The organism is Streptomyces sp. NBC_01016, from assembly GCF_026341035.1.
Classification (GTDB): domain Bacteria; phylum Actinomycetota; class Actinomycetes; order Streptomycetales; family Streptomycetaceae; genus Streptomyces.
In genome coordinates this window covers 4,095,653-4,111,611 of record NZ_JAPEOQ010000002.1, presented here as the reverse complement: position 1 = coordinate 4,111,611, position 15,959 = coordinate 4,095,653, and the positions used below count along the sequence as shown (strand labels likewise).

Annotated in this window: 11 protein-coding genes and 1 pseudogene; 4 read left to right on the top strand and 8 right to left on the bottom strand. The window is 72.6% G+C overall.

Annotation, left to right across the window (positions count from 1 at the left end):
• Positions 1 to 147: 147 nt before the first annotated feature.
• From OG746_RS45295 to OG746_RS45280, 4 genes and pseudogenes are all read right to left on the bottom strand, one after another.
• Positions 148 to 1,155 (bottom strand): AraC family transcriptional regulator ligand-binding domain-containing protein, encoded by a 1,008-nt coding sequence (locus OG746_RS45295; RefSeq protein ID WP_266718587.1) that lies wholly within the window; start codon positions 1,153 to 1,155, stop codon positions 148 to 150.
• 169 nt (positions 1,156 to 1,324) lie between these two features.
• Positions 1,325 to 2,194 carry a polysaccharide deacetylase family protein gene (locus tag OG746_RS45290; RefSeq protein ID WP_266718585.1) on the bottom strand — a complete coding sequence of 290 codons (870 nt, stop codon included), beginning with the start codon at positions 2,192 to 2,194 and terminating at the stop codon, positions 1,325 to 1,327.
• 3 nt (positions 2,195 to 2,197) lie between these two features.
• The gene (locus OG746_RS45285; RefSeq protein WP_266718583.1) at positions 2,198 to 3,250 is read right to left on the bottom strand and encodes an NADP-dependent oxidoreductase; all 1,053 of its coding nucleotides are present in this window, start codon (positions 3,248 to 3,250) and stop codon (positions 2,198 to 2,200) included.
• Positions 3,247 to 4,860, bottom strand: a pseudogene (locus tag OG746_RS45280) (MFS transporter). The gene OG746_RS45285 and the pseudogene OG746_RS45280 overlap by 4 nt, the downstream one beginning before the upstream one ends.
• A gap of 554 nt (positions 4,861 to 5,414) precedes the next feature.
• On the opposite strand from OG746_RS45280, the gene OG746_RS45275 reads away from it, so the two are divergent.
• Together OG746_RS45275 and OG746_RS45270 are read left to right on the top strand one after the other, a co-directional pair.
• Positions 5,415 to 5,618 (top strand): cold-shock protein, encoded by a 204-nt coding sequence (locus tag OG746_RS45275; RefSeq protein ID WP_266718581.1) that lies wholly within the window; start codon positions 5,415 to 5,417, stop codon positions 5,616 to 5,618.
• 498 nt (positions 5,619 to 6,116) lie between these two features.
• Entirely contained in the window at positions 6,117 to 6,773 is a 657-nt protein-coding gene (locus OG746_RS45270; protein ID WP_266718579.1) for a hypothetical protein, read from the top strand.
• A gap of 1,053 nt (positions 6,774 to 7,826) precedes the next feature.
• Here the strand turns inward: OG746_RS45270 and OG746_RS45265 are convergent.
• Positions 7,827 to 8,486 (bottom strand): hypothetical protein, encoded by a 660-nt coding sequence (locus OG746_RS45265; RefSeq protein WP_266718577.1) that lies wholly within the window; start codon positions 8,484 to 8,486, stop codon positions 7,827 to 7,829.
• A gap of 410 nt (positions 8,487 to 8,896) precedes the next feature.
• Positions 8,897 to 9,868: an oxidoreductase gene (locus OG746_RS45260; protein WP_266718575.1), complete on the bottom strand. Its 972-nt coding sequence runs from the start codon at positions 9,866 to 9,868 to the stop codon at positions 8,897 to 8,899.
• 55 nt (positions 9,869 to 9,923) lie between these two features.
• On the opposite strand from OG746_RS45260, the gene OG746_RS45255 reads away from it, so the two are divergent.
• The gene (locus OG746_RS45255; RefSeq protein ID WP_266718573.1) at positions 9,924 to 10,346 is read left to right on the top strand and encodes a MerR family transcriptional regulator; all 423 of its coding nucleotides are present in this window, start codon (positions 9,924 to 9,926) and stop codon (positions 10,344 to 10,346) included.
• Between the two features lie 454 nt (positions 10,347 to 10,800).
• Positions 10,801 to 11,475, top strand: a complete 675-nt coding sequence (locus OG746_RS45250) for a class I SAM-dependent methyltransferase (protein ID WP_266718571.1) — start codon at positions 10,801 to 10,803, stop codon at positions 11,473 to 11,475.
• 1,142 nt (positions 11,476 to 12,617) lie between these two features.
• Here the strand turns inward: OG746_RS45250 and tpg are convergent.
• On the bottom strand, positions 12,618 to 13,175 hold the full coding sequence (gene tpg / locus OG746_RS45245; protein ID WP_266718568.1) for a telomere-protecting terminal protein Tpg: 558 nt from the start codon (positions 13,173 to 13,175) through the stop codon (positions 12,618 to 12,620).
• Complete coding sequence (gene tap, locus OG746_RS45240) at positions 13,172 to 15,625, bottom strand: telomere-associated protein Tap (protein WP_266718566.1); 2,454 nt, start codon at positions 15,623 to 15,625, stop codon at positions 13,172 to 13,174. Before tap ends, tpg begins: the two co-directional genes overlap by 4 nt.
• Positions 15,626 to 15,959 lie beyond the last annotated feature (334 nt).

Genomic DNA, 15,959 nt, shown 5'->3' with positions numbered 1-15,959 from the left:
CGCCCGGAGCTGGCCCGGCGGTGTGCCGCGTCGTCCTCGTCGCGCCACCGCGCCCTGTGTTGGCCGTTGCTCTCCCCGATTCGCTGTCTTTCATGGGGTGCGTCGGAGTGTGTGCCGGCTCCCCGGGGTGGCTGGGTTCCTGGGGGGTTACGGCGAGGTGCGGGGGCGGCGCAGTTCGGCGGGGCCCTGGCCGTACCAGCGGTGGAGGGCGCGGCGCAGGGAGCGCGGGTCGGTGTAGCCGGTGCGGGTCGCGATCGACTCCACGGTCAGTGAGGTCGCGAGCAGCTGCTCCACGCGCCGCCGGCGGGCGCATTCCAGCTCCGTGCGCCAGGTGGTGTCCTGTTCGTGGAGGCGGCGCTGCACCGTGCGGGGTGACATCCCCAGTCTGTGGGCGATGTGGGTGAGGCTCAGTTCGGCCTCGCCGCGGAAGCGGTCGAGCCACGACAGCACAGTGCGGGAGGTGGCCACCCTGGTGCGTGCGTGGTCGCGCAGGATGGCTGCCAGTACCGGATCCGCCCGCGGCAGGGGCCGGTTCGTGTCGGCGGCCGAGAAGGTGACGGAGGGCGTCTCCGCGCCGAACGCGATGTTGCGGGTGCCGTACGTCTCGGCCAGGTGCCCGTGCCGGCGCGGCGCAGGGCCGGTGAGGGTCACCCGGAGCGGGGTCAGCGGGCGGCCGGCGCCCGAGGCGGCCGCGGTGAGGATCATCGACACGGCGAACTCGGCGATGATCGGGAAGATCGGGTGGCTGGCGAACCGGCCGTGGAAGGTGACGGTGAGTCCGGCGGCGTCGTGCACCGGTGTGAACGACTCCGACGGGTCGGTGACGACTGCCGCGTGGCGGTCGGCGTGCTCGAATGCTTCCGTGAGCGTATCGGCGCTGGTGAACAGGTAGTCCCACACGCCGAGCGAGCCGGGGCGCCACAGCCGCCAGGGCAGCGAGCCGCCGCCGAGGTCGCGCAGCTGAGCCGCCCACTCCTCCCATATCCGTACGAGCGAGGCCGAGGGCAGCCGTACGGCCTCGTCGTCCAGGCTTGCCAGCCCGGCCACCTTCGCCAGCCGGCTTCGGTCCAGTCCCGCCGCCTGTCCCGCGCGCAGCAGCAGCCGCGTCACGTGCGGGGGAACGGTTCCGGCCGGAACCCGGCCGGATGCGGACACGCCCGGACTCTATTCCAGGCCCTGGCCGGGGACAACGCTGTATTGCGCCGGGAGGCCCCGGCCGGGTGGATGCGGTGCGGTGCGGTGCGGTGCGTGCGGTCCAACTCGGCCCGCGGTCATGGGTGATAGGGGTGCCGTCGTCGGCTTCGGCGCCTGCGTGCCGTTGCCGCTACGGCCTCTTCTGCGCGGTACGGCGGTAGTGCTCGGCGATCTCGTCGCTCGTGGTCAGCCACACGCCGCGGTGCCCGCAGATGTACGCCAGCGCCTGCGCGAGGTATCTGGTCCTGAACGCCTGGCCGATGACGAACGGGTGCAGGGCCAGCGCCATCACCCGGCCGCTGTCCGCCGCATCGGCGTAGAGCTGGTCGAACTGGTCCTTGACCAGCTGCAGGAAGTCCGGACCCGTCATGCCGTGCAGGGTGAACAGTGCCAGGTCGTTCAGTTCGACGGAGTACGGCACGCTCAGCATGCCGGGCTCGTTCAGCAGGAACGGCTGGTCGTCGGCGGTCCAGTCGAGCACGTAGTCCAGGCCGAGTTCGGCGAGCAGCCGCGGGGTGTGGAAGGTCTCGGTCAGTGCCGGGCCCATCCAGCCGCGCGGGCGGCGCCCGGTGGCCTTCTCGATCGTGGTGACGACGTCGGTGAGGTACTCCCGCTCCTCCTGCGGCGTCATGCCGGCCTGCAGGACGGAGTTGGTGCGGCCGTGCGCGAGCCAGGCCCAGCCGCGGGCCCGGCCGGCTTCGATGATCTGCGGGTAGTGGGTGGTGACGTCGGAGTTGAGCAGCACACTGGCCCGGACGCGGTACCGGTCGAGCGCCTCCATCACCCGCCAGATGCCGACCCGCGGGCCGTAGTCCCGCCAGCCGTGGTTCAGCGCGTCCGGCACCAGGCCGGCCGTCCCCTCGTTGAGGCTGGTGGAGGGCACGCCGAGCGTGAAGTGCTCGATGTTCAGGCCGACATAGAACGCGACCCGGGCCCCGTTCGGCCAGCGGACGGGCTCCCGCTCGGTGATCGGGCTGTAGTCGTAGAGCTCGTTGTCCATGACTCAGGCTTCCTCTCGGTGCGGGTGCGCCGCGGCGAGGCGGACGAGCATCTTGCCGGTGTTGGCGCCGCGCAGCACGCCGATCAGCGCGGCGGGCGCCTGTTCCAGTCCCTCGACGACGGTCTGCCTTGTGCGCAGGACGCCGGCGGCCAGCCAGGCGGTGCCGCGTCCGATCCACTCGGGGTGCAGGTGCGTGTAACCGCCGACGAGCATGCCGTGCAGGCTCGCGTTCTTGGACGACAGGACGAACAGGTTCGCCGGGCCCCGCGGCGGCTCGGTGGCGTTGTAGGTGCTGACCGCGCCGACCATGGCGATCCGGCCGCGTTCGCGCAGGGCGCCGATGGCGGCTTCGAGGTGATCGCCGCCGACGTTGTCGAAGTAGTAGTCGATGCCGTCCGGGGCCACCTTCGCGAGTTGCTCGCACAGGGGCGCGGCGCGGTGGTCCAGGCCCTCGTCGAAGCCGAGTTCGGCGACAAGCGTCCGCGCCTTGTCCGCCCCGCCCGCCGAGCCGATCACCCGCGCGGCGCCCAGCTCGCGGGCGATCTGGCCCGCCACACTGCCGACCGCGCCGGCCGCGGCCGACACGAACACCACGTCCCCCGGGCGCACCGGGGCGACCTCGGTGAGCGTCGCGTACGCGGTCAGGCCGGTGGCGCCGAGCACGCCGAGGTATGCGGGCACAGGTGCCGCAGCGGTGTCGACGACGCTCGCCCCGGCCGCGTCCACGACGGCGTAGTCGCACCAGCCGGAAAAGTGGGTGACCGTCGCACCCACGGGGACCGTCTGCGCCCGGGAGACGACGACCTCGCCGGCGGCGGCCCCGTACAGGGCGTCCCCGGGCCGCAGCGGCGGCAGATACGGTACGCCCTTCATCGCCTCGCGCATGTAGGGGTCGACCGACATCCAGGTGTTGCGCACGAGGAGCTGTCCGGGACCGGTCCGGGGCAGGTCGGTGCGCACGAGCTGGAAGTCGTGCGGGCGCGGGGTGCCCACCGGGGTGGCGGCCAGCTGGACCTGACGGTTGATGACGGTGGTGGGGGTGGGGTGTGTGGTCATGCGGGGGTCACTTCCTTGGGCGGTGCGGGGGTCTCGGACAGCTCCTTGGACCCGGCCGTTCCTGTCGTCTCCGTCGTCTCCGTCGTCTCCGGTTTTCTGCCGGTGGCGGGGATGTGGCGGAGTGTGGCCAGCACGATGGCGGCTGCCACGACGGCGACGCCGGCGCTGACCGCTGCCGCGGCGGCGAAGCCGGACAGGAACGCTTCCCGCGCCGCCTCGACGAGCCGGCCGGCGAGCGGGGCGGGCAGGCTCTCGGCGGCTTTGACCGCGGTGCCGAGGGTGTCGTGCGACGCGGCGGCCACGTCGGCGGGCAGGCCCGGCGGCGCGCCGGCGGTGATCTCCTCGCGGTAGACGGCGCCCGCCAGGCTGCCGGGGACGGCGATGCCCAGCGCCAGGCCGAGGTCGTACGCCGTCTGCCCGGTGGCGGCGGCGGAGCCCGCCTTCCCGGGCGGGGCGGCGCCGACGGCCAGGGCGGTGCCGAGCACGCTGACCGGCCCGACTCCCAGCATGATGACGGTCATTACTGCCGCCGCTTCGACGGGGCGCTCGCTCACCAGCGCCAGCAGATAGCCGGCCAGCGAGACGGCCGAGCCGAGGGCGATGACGTACGCGGGCCGCAGCCGGCGCGCCAGCAGCGGGGTGAGCTGCGAGCCGGCGAGGAACGCGGCGGCGGAGGGCAGCAGCCACACCCCCGCGGTCACCGGGCCCATCCCGCCGACCAGTTGCAGGTACTGGGGAACCAGGTACTCCACACCGTTCAGTGCCAGCATGCCCAGGAAGAGGACGGCGAGCGCGCCGCTGAACGCCCGGTCGGCGAACAGGCGCAGATCCAGCATCGGGGATTCCAGCCGGCGCTGTCTGCGCACGAACAGGACGGCGAAGACGACGCCGCCCACACCGACCGATACGTCCAAGCCCTGCCGGCCCAGCTCCGCGACGCGCTTGACGGCGTAGACGACCGGCAGGATGCCCAGGAGGAACAGCGCCGGGCTCACCAAATCCATCCGCCCGGCGGCCCGGTCGCGGTACTCGGGCAGCAGCACCGGACCGGCCACGAGGACCAGCACCATCACCGGGGCACCAGCCCCCACCACAGTGCGCAGCAGCCCGCCCAGCACCGGTCCCAGCCTGATGCCCAGCGCCAGCGCGGTCGCCCACACCGAGATGGCGCGGGTGCGCTGAACCGGATCGGGAAACATGACGGTGATCAACTATAGCGTCGAGGGCAGGATCGCGGCCCCCGCGATACCGAGGACCGCGCGCGCCACGATGAGCAGCCCCGGGCCGGCGGCGTGCGCCGCGGCCAGCATCATGAACTCCGCGCCCAGATAGGCGCCGGCGTCGAAGAGCAGCAGCCGGCGGCGGCCGATGCGGTCGCCGAGTGCGCCCATCACCACGAGGAACCCCGCGGTCATGAAGCCGTAGGCATCGGTGACCCACAGGAACTGGACACTGCTCGGGCGCAGTTCGGCGGTCAGATCGGGGGTGGCCAGCCACAACACGCCGAGATCGGCGGTGAGTAGCACGGTGGGCAGCAGCAGAACACTCAGTCCCACCCACTGCCGCAGGCCCGCCCTTGAAGCCCCGTTCCGGGCAACGTGTGTGTCCATGCCACGACGCTACGAAGGGGGAGGGCGCGGCAAGGAGGGCCGAAGGCGCCACGACGCGGACCGAACGCGCCACCTCCGGCGCGCCGGCCTCCTGACCGGTGCTCGCGGTCAGTTCGCGGTCGGTTCGCGGTAAGGGGGCCTGCTTGTGGAGGGGGTCCGCTTGTGGCCGGGCTTGCGGCGGTGGCACGGAGAGCGAGACGCCAGATCCGCGGGCCGCGAGCCGCGGGTGTGCGGGTGTGCGGCACCAGAGAGCCTCTGGAGGGGCGTCGGATGTGGGCTGTGGGTTCGTGCCACCGGCCTGGCCCGGCAGGCGGCGTCGCGGTCTGCTCCGCCGGCGCGACGTCGAAAGGCGGGGCCCCGCGCGGCGTGCGAAGCGGTGCGCGGGGCCCTTCAAGGATGTTGCGGTGTGTTCGTGCATCCTGTCGACGCTCGAAGTCCTGGCCAGCACCGACGTGTTTGGGGCAGGATGACGTCCGAGCGTCCCACCCGGGAACGCTCGTGGAAACCGAGCCGATCCGCCACGGAACGGCTCGAGTGATGTGAAGGACTGACGTATGGCCAGCGGCACCGTGAAGTGGTTCAACAGCGAGAAGGGCTTCGGCTTCATCGAGCAGGACGGCGGGGGCCCCGACGTGTTTGCCCACTACTCCAACATCTCCGGCAACGGCTACCGCGAGCTCACCGAGGGCGAAAAGGTCAGCTTCGACGTCACCCAGGGCCAGAAGGGCCCGCAGGCCGAGAACATCGTGCGCGGCTAACCCTCGCCCGCACCAGCACGGGGCGTCCACCAAAACGGTGGGCGCCCCGTCCTGCCTTTTCTGCCCTTTCTGTCTTGTCTGTCTCGTCTGTCTTTGTGGGCGCTCCAGCAGCTGTCGTGCGCGCACTAAGTACTGCCGGAGCAGCGGGCCCGCGCAGGACGGACGGGGCGTGAGCCCGGCCATCACCGCCGTTGCTCCGTCCGCAAGGGAAGGCCGCGACGGCACAGGGCGCGCAGAGCGAGAGGGACGTGACGCTGTCCTCACAAGGGGGCCGGCCGTCGATGCCCGGCCCCGTGCCGTGCCGTGCCGGCTGCCGCAACGGATCGCTTGGCGTGCAGGCTGCACGAGCGGGTTCCGGGGCGTCCCCGTTCCCGCGGCCGCAATGCGCGTCTACGCCGTGCGGGTTCTCCCTTTGCCTGTGCGGCGCGTTGATCCAGTGGTCCGACGAGCCGGCCTCACGCTGTCGGGGTGCAGCGCCGTCGATCAGGGAGCTTCCTCATGGCCTTCGGAAGGTGTGCGGCGGCCGCAGTCGCCGGTCTCCTGGCAGGGCTCGGCGGCACGCAGGCCGTCGCCGTACCCCAGGACCTCGTATTCCGGACCACCGACCCGGACCCGGTCGCGGCCGGCGGCCATTACACCGTGCGCCTCACATGCCCCCATGCCGACGACGTGGTCGACATCGAGCGGGACTTCCCGCTCGTCGGCGTGACTGCCAGCTCCCACGGGAAGCAGGGCACCTACGGCCCCTATACGGTCCCCGCCGACACACCCCCCGGGGAGCACCTCTTCGACGCCTTCTGCGTGAGCCCGAGCGGAGCCGAGACCAGGGCGAACCTGGTAACCGTGAACGTCGAGGCCGCCGCATCCCCCACCCCCACCCCAACCCCGACCCCGACGGTCAAGCCCATTCCCACGCGGTCCCCCGCGGCGTCTCCCACCGACACCCCCACGCTTCCCCCGCGGCCGACCGGCACCTCGTCCCGGTCGGCCGCGCCGCTGCCCACACCCCCGAAGGGCGGCACCGGCAGTCACCCGCGCCTGGCGGAGACCGGGGCGTCCACCATGCGAACCGCCGTGGGAGGTACGGCCGTTGCACTGATCGCCGCGGGCTCGGCGGTACTGCTGCTCGTGCGCCGCCGCAACCGCCGGCACTGACCACCGGTCGGCGTCGTTGCCCCCCTCTGGCGTCGGGGCCGGTAGCGGTGCGGTCGGCTTCGTCCTTGGCCTCCTTGGGGGCCGCGCCGGTCGCCTCGCGGTAGGCATCGAGTCGGCCGTGGCGCAGGGTGCGACGGCGTCATCCCAGTCGACAGTGATCCGGTTTGCGCGGTGTCTTCCATGCGAAGGGGACGGGGCCTGTTCGGTCTATCCAGCGCCGGGCGTCGGGCGGCTGGATACCGAAGGGGCCTCGCGGTCGCGGAAGCCGCGGTCACCGGTGTGGATCAAGCCAGCGACGTGTGCGGCAGGTTGCCCGCTGCCGGTGCCCTGGCCGGTCACGCCGAACTCCCACCGCTTGCCGCCATCGGGACTCTTGCAGTCCAGCAGCCGGCGGGCGACAGGCGGCCGCTCCCCCATCCCCGGCAGCCGTAGAGGAGGGGGCGGGGCCTCGGCCGGCAGGACGCCCTTGCCGTCGGAGCGGTGGGCAGGCGTTCGCCCTCACTGTCGGGTGTACTCCGCAGGTTCTTGGGCTTCTCGGCGTAAAGCGGGGCACCCAGCACCCCTCGGCCAAGATCATTCTTGCCCAATTGTGCAGGCGGGACCATGACCTGACGCCCTGCACGGTGGCGCCGTGCGGGGCGTCGCGACGTACACGTACCCGGAATACGGGGCGGTGCACAGGTCACCCCGCCTGTCTGGCTCCGGTGTCTGCGCCGGCGCATCGCGCGCAGAACGCCTCTTGCTTTCTTGGGTCTTCTTGCTTCTTGAGTCTTCGTGGTCCTGGTGCACCCCGGAATCGCGGCGCCGTTCCCCCCTGTCTCTCTTCTCTCAGCGAGCCGCTCGGCGCGGCGAGCGGCTTCGCGCTCGATGCACGTGGACCGGGTGGTGCGTGCGCCGTGGGCCGGCCGCAGCGCACGGGTGTCTGCACACCCCTCCCGCGAACGGCGTGGCTCGGGCTCCGTGTCCGGACTGTCACGGCCCCGCCCCTGCCCTCCCCGGCGGGCGCAGAGAGCAGGGGGCAGGGGTGGGGGTGGGGGTGGGGCTGCGGGAGTGTCAGCGCAGGTGGACGGCTCCGGTGTGGGCGTTCAGCGTGTAGTGGTGGCCGTGGGCGCGGGCCGTGCTGTGGCCGGCGTCCAGGGCGGCGATGCGCACCCCGTGCCGGTTGATCCAGGCCTGGTAGGTACCGTTCGCCAGCTTGGTGACGTGGGCGGTGGCGCCGTCCGCGAGCCGTACGTCGTGGGTCTTGCCGGCCCGGCTCTTGTGGTGCTTGTTCTGGTGGTCGTTGTTCTTGTGGTCGTTGTTCTTGTGGTGCGTGTGCTTCTTCGCCGGGTGCTGGGGCACGTTCTGCTCGCTGTGCCAGCCGCCTGGGTGCACCACGCCGACGAAGCCGTTCGCCTGGTTGAGCGCATACGTGTAGCCGTGCACGCGCTGGGTCTTGTGCGCGGAGTCCAGCGCCGCGATCCGCACACCCTTGTGCGTGATCCAGGCCTGGTAGGTGTGGTTCGCCAGCCGGGTGACATGCGCGGTGCTGCCGTCGCTGAGCGGCAGCGTCTGGGTACGGCCCGCCGTGGCGGTGTGCTGGGCGGCGGAGGCGGCGGCCGCGGGCCCGGTGGACGCCGGAGCGGCCTCGGCGGTGGCGGCGACGGCGGTCACGGCACCGAGGCCGAGAACGGCGGATGCCAGAGACGTGCGGAGAATACGAGAGGTCTGCATGCGCCGGCCCCTTTCCATGAGTCGAACAAGTCGAGCGAGTCGAACGAGTTGGCTGAGTTGGCTGAGTCGAACGCGTCGTGTGGACCGCGTACTCATGAAGCTAGGCGGCACACATCAAGGCATTCCGCACAGAACATCACAGACATGTGACAGCGCCTTGAAAGTGCGCACATAGGGAGTAACTGCCCGGCTGTGGCGGGACCTTGGCCCCGGCCGGAGAAGGACCTGGAGTCCCGCGCCGCGCCCGGCTCTGCGCCGGCCGGGCCTGCCGGGCCTGCCGTGTCTGCGGGTCCGGGTTCTGTCCGGTGATGCGGCCCAGGGGTGCGTCTGCCCGGCTGCTGGTCCTGGTTGTCGGGGTGCTCCGGTGGCCGCGTGGCTTCGGCGCTGATCCGCCGGGGCTCCCGGGGTGGCTAGGTGACCGGCGTGGCGCCGGTCGCGGCGAGGGACAGGTCCCAGAGCCGGGCCGCCTCGCCGGGGTCGACGGCGTGGGCGCGGACGCCGCCGTCGTCCATGGGGGTGCCGGGGGCGCAGACGCGGGCGACGTCGCAGTCCTCCAGGTAGAGGCCGCCCCGGTGGGCGAGGAGCGGGGACGTGGCGGCCCACAGGCCGGTGGCGGCCCCCTGGGAGGGGGTTTTGAAACCGTCGCCGACGACCGTGCCGTGCTCGTCCACCCAGCCGCGGTCGATCTGCTCCCGGAGTGTCATCTCCCGCTGGAGAGCGGTGATGATCCTGCCGGGGTGCAGGGCGAAGGCCCGCACCCCGTCGCCCTGCCCGACGGCGTCGAGGTGGACGGCGAACAGGGCGTTGGCGGTCTTGGCCTGGCCGTAGGCCAGCCACTTGTCGTAGCCGGTACGAAAGTGCGGATCGTGCCAGCGGATGCCGCTCAGGGCGTGTCCGGCGGAGCTGTTGACGACGACACGCGCGCCGTCCGCGGCGGCCAGCAGCGGGTAGAGCTCGCAGGCGAGGGTGAAGTGCCCGAAGTGGTTGGCGGTGAGCTGGCCCTCCCAGCCGGGCCCGACGCGCCGCTGCGCTGTGGCCATGACCCCGGCGACAGCCATCAGGAGGTCGAGCCGCCCGAAACGGTCGCCGATGTGGGCGCAGGCTGCGCGGACGCCGGCGAGGTCGGCCAGGTCCATGGCAATGACCTCGCAGTTGTTCACCTCCTTCAGCGCGGCACGGGCGGCGTCGGGGCGGCGTGCGGGAACGATGACCCGGGCTCCGGCGGCCGTCAGCGCCCGGGTGGTCTCCAGGCCGAGCCCCGAGTAGCCCCCGCTCACCACGGCCGTCCTTGCGGAAAGGTCGAGGCCGGCCATGACGTCTTCGGCGGTGCTGGAGGCGGAGAAGGGCGAGCCGAGGGGCTGCTGCTGATCGGTGAAGGACATGCCGTGGACGCTACGATCTAGAGCAAGGTCTAGATCAAGTCCGGGAGTGAGCGGCATGACCAGCACCGGGGCTCCTATGCAGTCGCTGGGCATCGGCGAGGTCGCCGAACGGACCGGGCTGAGCGTGCACGCCCTGCGCTTCTACGAGCGCGAGGGCCTGCTCGTCGGGCCTCTCCAGCGCACATCCGGCGGCCGCCGGCGCTACACCGCCCTCGATGTCGACTGGCTGCTGATCTGCGTCAAGCTCCGCGCATCCGGCATGCCCCTCGCCGACCTCAAACACTTCGCCGAACTCGTCCGCCACGGACCGGGCAACGAGGAAGAACGTCTGCGGCTGCTGGACACCCACCGCCGACGCGTCGACGCACAGATCCAGGCCCTGGAAGAGTGCCGGTCCCTCATCGCCTGGAAGACCGGCGTCTACGCCGAACACCTCGCCCGCGGTGAAGCCGGCGGCCTGTGGGACCCGACCGCCTGAGGCAACCGCCCGCCCCGTGCTGCTCCGCACGACAGTGAAATGCCGGCCCCCACGCGGGCGTTCGGGTTCGCCGGGCACCGCTGGAGCCGCACCCGGGCACTGATGCAAGCCACGGCCCGCACCCGGCCGGCCAGATGCTGCCGGGTGCGGCTCGCCGTCCGGGAACGCTGTGACGCTGAGCAGAGCGCCATCCGCGGCCAAGCACCACCCGATCGATCTGCAGCAAGAGCAAGACAGGGGGTGTGTCGCGCAGCTTCTCAGCGGGCGGGGTGCCGTGCGGCGCCGGACTTTCCGGGGAGGGGATGGAGGGCATGGCGGTGACCGCCGTGCCGTGGCCGGGAACGATCACCGGGGCGGGGTGGGGTGGCGGCTGGGGGCGACAGTGGTGGGCGTTGCGCAGGCCGGCTGAAGGGCGTGGCACGGCCTGTCAGTTGTCTGCTCTGGGGTCGCCCGCGTGGCTGAGCTCTCCTACCTGACCGCCGTCCGCGAGTCCTACGACACGGTCGCCGCCGACTACGTCCAACGCGTCCCGCCGCCCGCCGCAATGGACCCGCTGTCCCGCACGATGCCGGCCGGGTTCGCCGAACTCGTGCGGATGGCCGCTCTGGGGCCGGTCGCGGACCTGGGGTGCGGCCCCGGCCGCGTGACGGCGCACCTGGCCGGACTGGGGGTGCCCGCCTTCGGTGTCGACCTGTCGCCGAAGATGGTCGGGCCGGCCAGACGCGCCTACCCAACGCTGCGGTTCACCGAGGGCTCGATGACCGCGCTGGAGACGGGGGACGGCGAACTCGGCGGCATCCTGGCCTGGTACTCCACCCATCACACGCCCCCGCAATGGCTGCCGGCGGTGTTCGCCGAGTTCCACCGCACGCTCGCGCCCGGCGGCCACCTGCTCTGGGGAGACTACGTCGGCAACGAGCGGCTGCAGCCGACCCACGGCTACGGCCGACCGGTGTCCTACGAGTCGTACCTCCTGCCCCTGGACCGCATGGCCGGCCTGCTGGAGCAGGCCGGACTCGCCGTCACCGCACGACTGGAACAGGAACCCGGCAAACGCGTGGCCAGGCCGCACGCCTGCCTCCTGGCCCGCAAGCCCGATGTGATGGGCACTGCCGGGGCCCGTCCCTGAGGCGAGGCCGCCGGGCCGGACCGCCGGCGATCGCCTCCGCCTCCTCCCGGGCCGTTCGGCGGGCGCGGCGAGGGCGGCGAGGTTCCGCCGGCGCGCGGCCCGAGGACTCCCCCGGCGCCCTCACCACGCCCGGCGGCGTCCCATGCATCCGGGCACCCGTTCCCCCGTTCCTCCCTGCCTGTTGACGCCTGCTGCGAGGAGCCCACGGACCAGGACTTCGCAGTCCATCACCGGGCTGTGACTGCCGGGCACGTGGCCAGGACCTGGCCGGTACCCGTCGCGGCCACGTTGCCGGCCGGCCCCAGGCCCTCGCTCCAGGAACTGCCGGTGCCAGGTGGCCGGGTGGTTGGGAGGACGAGGCAGGAAATGGGCGCGCCGGGCCAGGACGTCATTCCAGCGCGCACAGAGGAGGACGTGGATGCGGACCGGGAACCCGGCTTCGGCTTCGGCTTCGGCTTCGGCTTCGGCTTCGGCTTCGGCTTCGGCTTCGGCTTCGGCTTCGGCTTCGGCTTCGGCTTCGGCTTCGGCTTCGGCTTCGGCTTCGGCTTCGGCTTCGGCTTCGGCTTCGGCTTCGGCTTCGGCTTCGGCTTCGGCTTCGGCTTCGGCTTCGGCTTCGGCTTCGGCTTCGGCTTCGGCTTCGGCTTCGGCTTCGGCTTCGGCTTCGGCTTCGGCTTCGGCTTCGGCTTCGGGGACGATCCCGGATCATCCTCTGCTGCCCCCTCTGTCTTCCCTGCTCCAGCCGTGATCTGCGACGGGGCCGGACCGTCCGGCAGAAGGGGCCGTTTCAGGCTTCGGGAAGCCGGTCACGCACCGGGCCGAGGAACGCCGCCGGTTCCCGTGCCGGCACGGCCGGGACCAGCGGTACGTACGGCGGACACGAGCGGACGCGGACGGACGCGGACGGGCGCGGACGGACGCGGACGGCTCACACCCTGCAGACCGGCAGACGCCGCCCGGGTGCTCCGGCACGCCGGGCGGCGAAGACCGCCCTGCCCCCCATCCAGCAGCTGTGCGAGCGGCAGGCGCGTGGGGACGGGCCCGTGGCCGCCCGTCGCCGGCAGGGCCGGATGCCGCCGGGCACGGCGCGCCTGCCCGCGGGGGCCGTCCGGCAGGCCCCCGCGGGCTGTTCGGAGCAACGGCCGCTACAGGTCGAACTCCAGGTGCTCGATGTCGGTGAAGCGGACCTCTTCCAGGCTGCCCGCGCGGCGGCCGCCGTCCTGGAAGTACACCTCGCGCAGCGCGTCGGCCGCGATCCGGCGGAGTTCCTCATCGGAGGCGCCGGCCTGCCGGGCATCGAAGAGGCGGCCGGCGTGGACGGGCGGCAGCGCGACGGTCAGGTGCCGGATGCGGTCCTGGTCGGTGGTGCCGATCGGGGCGGTGTAGCCCATGCGGGCGCGGGTGTCGATGACGAGGCCGTCCGTGCTGGCCGCCTTCTGCCGCGCCTTGGCGCGGACCTGCGGCTGCCAGCGCCTCTTCACCTCGCGTTCCAGGCGCGCGGCGAGATCCGGGCGGGGCCTTTTGATCTGGTCCTTCACATAGCGCTCGACGGTGCGCTGGGAGACGCCCAGCAATTGGGCCGCCTTCCTGGTGCCGCCCAGCTGTCTGACCAGGTAGCGCATCTGCGGGCCCGCCCTCTTCGGTGCCGGGCGCGTGAACGCCTTCTGCACCGCGGCGTCCAGACCATCGGCGAACAGGCTCATCGCCCTCCCCTCCCCTGCTCACCGGTGTCGGCGTCGGTGACGGTGCCGTCCTTGATGTAACGGGCGAGGTTCAGCTCCGGGGCGTCAAACCGCTCGCGGACCTCCTCACCCCACAAAACGGACTGGGTGCCCTCGTGCTTGACCAGGCCGGGGTTGATGCCGAGCCGGAAACCGCCGGGCAGCGGCTTGCCGTCCCGGTAGGGCAGGAAATCCAGCGGACCCGGCCCGCCCGCGGCGTAGACGACACAGTCGGACAGCACCGCAACCGGGTACTGCCCCGTGAACGCCGCATGCTTGACGATCTTGCGGTGCAGGTTGATGCGGGTGCGGGCGATGACCGCCGCGCGGATGTCCGGGCGCCAGGTCGGGCGGGCCAGCGCACGCCACGGCTCGCCCGGCCGCCAGCCCTCCCCGCGGGGACGCTCGCGCAGCTTGCCCAGACCACCCTTCACGGTCGCCTTGATCGCCGAGCCGACGATCGCCAGCTGGGGGTCGCGGTCCCGGTAGCCGTCCATCGCCGCCAGGAAGTCCCCGGGCGGCAGGTCCGCGGCGACGCCGAGGTCGGCCATCGTGGCGAGGTAGGCGTCGCGCAGCCGCTGGTACCAGCCGTCCAGATAGCGGCCGCTGTCGTAGCGCACCCACGCCTCGATTGGGCGGACCTCGTAACCGAGCTCGGCCGCGTAGGCGACGGTCGGGGTCGCATACCAGGCCGGCCCCGTCGGCCGTTCGCCCTTCGGTGTGAACGGGGAGGGCAGCAGCGAACCGTCCAGCTCCACCCACCGGTCCCTGCCGGACTTCACCCTCGACAGATCGACGTGGGAAAGATCCACCAGCCAACTGCCGGGCAGCTTCGCGTCGAAGACCGGGTCCGTGACATGCGCAGGCGCGCCGAGACCGACATGGAGGCCGTTGGCGCCGGCCGCGAAGGCCATATTGACGTCGATGCCGACCAGATGACGCAGCGTGCACTCGGCGTCCGTCATCGGCCGCGCCCAGTCCAGGGCCTCCTCGAACAGCTTCTCTCCCGGGCCGCGGACGTGGAAACGGGGCAGGTCCCTGAGCAGCGGGTGGCCGTCGGGGGCCTCGCACGGCGCCGGATCGACCGGATCCCTGCCCAGCGAGCCGGGATTGTGCTCGGAGTGCCGGATACCGTCGCCGTCCGGACCCGAGGCCCGCGTCGGCGGGTGCAGCGCGGTCATCAGCTCCAGACCGGTCACCGCCGTCGAACCGCGCGGCGTCATCACCCGCGAGGCGTACACGCCCAGCACCCGCGCCAGTTCCGCCGGCGCCAGCTCGGCGGCAGTACCCCAGTGGCGGGCATCCAGGGCGTGCCAGGACGGGATGCACAGCTGCACACACGCCCGCCCAGCACCGGTGGCGGGCCGGTAGATGCGTGCCCACGGCCCGAAACCCCGCTTCGTCAGCTTCCACTCCGCGCGGGCCAGCTGCCTGACGGCCCGGTGGCTGTCCGGGAGACGGCCGGCCAGCCGTTCCTGTTCCGTGAGGGTGGCCGGGAGACCGTAACGCTCCAGGGCGGCTTCGGTGAGCACGAGCAGCGGGTCGGCGTCCCGGCCCGGCCCGGACAGCTTCGGCTGCCCGAGCTCCGCCTCCGTCAGCGTCCACTCCACCAGGGCCGGCATCGACCTGGCGGGCACGTCCAGGACCAGACCGCCGGTGCAGTACGCCACCACCCGCCCCTCCGCATCGACATCGACGACAGCCAGCGGGCCGTTCGCGAACCGCGCACCGGCACCGGCACCGGCACCGGCCACCGCGGTACCGGCCACCGGGGCCGGGGAATCCGCCGCCCGCGCCGGGGTGTTCGCCGCCGGCGCCGGGGAATCGGCCGCCGGGGCCGGGGAGTTCGCCGCCGGGGCCGGCTTCTTCGCACCGGGGCGGCGCGGCGTCGACGACGGCCCGGCGCTCCGCGCCGCACGCCGCGCGGGGCCCGGAGCCGTCCCAGCCCCGGACACGACCGCGGCCGCGGGATCCGGGGCCGAAGCCGTCGCAGCCGGGGCCGCGGGCTGGGGCTGGGGCTGGGGCTGGGGCTGGCGAGTCTCGGCTGCAGTCACGGCCGCAGCCCCGGGGGCCCGGCCCGGGGACAGACTCCGCGCGTGCGCCGGACCGGGCGCGACGGTGAACGCGGCGGACACCGGCGCGCCCGGTTCCGCCGGGGCGGGATAAAGCTCCGCGAGCCGGCCCAGCAGCCGCGCATACGCCTCCCGCTCCGGACCACGCGGCTCCGTCGGCTTCTTCGCCGACTCCCAGCCGGACACCGTGGCCCGCCGCACCTTCAACGCCACCGCCACCTGATCCAGCGTCAGACCATGCGCCACGCGCAACCGCTTGCGCTCCTGCGCGGGCGGCAACGACGCACGCGACGCCACCAGCGCATCGACCGCATCAAACAAATCAGCCCCGGACTCAGCCCCGGACCCGGACTCGGACATGGAACACCTCCCACCCCAGACCCTACCCCACCAACCGCACACATCGCGTACATCGACCGTACGGAAAGCGTACGAACGGGGGAAGGCGGGCTGTTCAGGGGCCGCCCGTGCAGCGCTGTGGCCGCGCACCGGTGGTGATGGCACTTCCCGGCAACGCCGTACAGCTAACGACCGGCACAGACAACGACACCCACGAGCAGGCCACTGCCGCCACCCGGACCGCCCGGACCGCCCGGACCGTCCGGACCGTCCGGGCTGTCCGGGCTGTCCGGGCGGTCTGCGCGCGGAACCCGGCGGGCCCGGCCCCGACTCCCCCTCGGCCCAGCCACACCAC